This is a genomic window from Mesorhizobium sp. M8A.F.Ca.ET.207.01.1.1 (genome assembly GCF_004794715.1).
Taxonomy (GTDB): Bacteria; Pseudomonadota; Alphaproteobacteria; order Rhizobiales; family Rhizobiaceae; genus Mesorhizobium.
This window is the reverse complement of the sequence record NZ_SRUS01000360.1, coordinates 1-324: the sequence shown is the minus strand read 5'-3', so window position 1 is coordinate 324 and position 324 is coordinate 1. Positions and strand designations below refer to the sequence as shown.

1 protein-coding gene is annotated in these 324 nt (G+C 71.6%); it reads left to right on the top strand.

Features of this window, described 5'->3' with window-relative positions; translation table 11 throughout:
* Positions 1 to 33: 33 nt before the first annotated feature.
* On the top strand, positions 34 to 324 hold a 291-nt coding region (locus tag EN850_RS34910; protein ID WP_210238063.1), incomplete at its 3' end, for a hypothetical protein.

The following is a 324-nucleotide window of genomic DNA, read 5'->3' as shown; positions in this document are numbered from 1 at the left end:
GACGTGCCAGCTTCACCGGACAACCTGAACCTCATGGCCGGCGATCCGCTGGGCGTTCCCGCCGGCGGGCGTCACGGGGTGGCCCACGGCCTGGCCCAGCTGGGCCTGTTCTGCCTGCCGGCCCTGGTGCTGACCGTGCCGATCAACCTGTTGCCGTACGGCCTGCTGCTGCTGCTCAGCACCCTGCTGGCGCCGGAGCTGCTGTGGCGCGCGCGCGGCATGGCGGGCCAACCGGTGAAAGTGCTGGCCTGGCTGATGCTGGCGGTGCTGGCGCTCGGCCTGCTGTCGGTGCTGCTGTTCGAGCAGGGCCTGCGTGACGTCGAC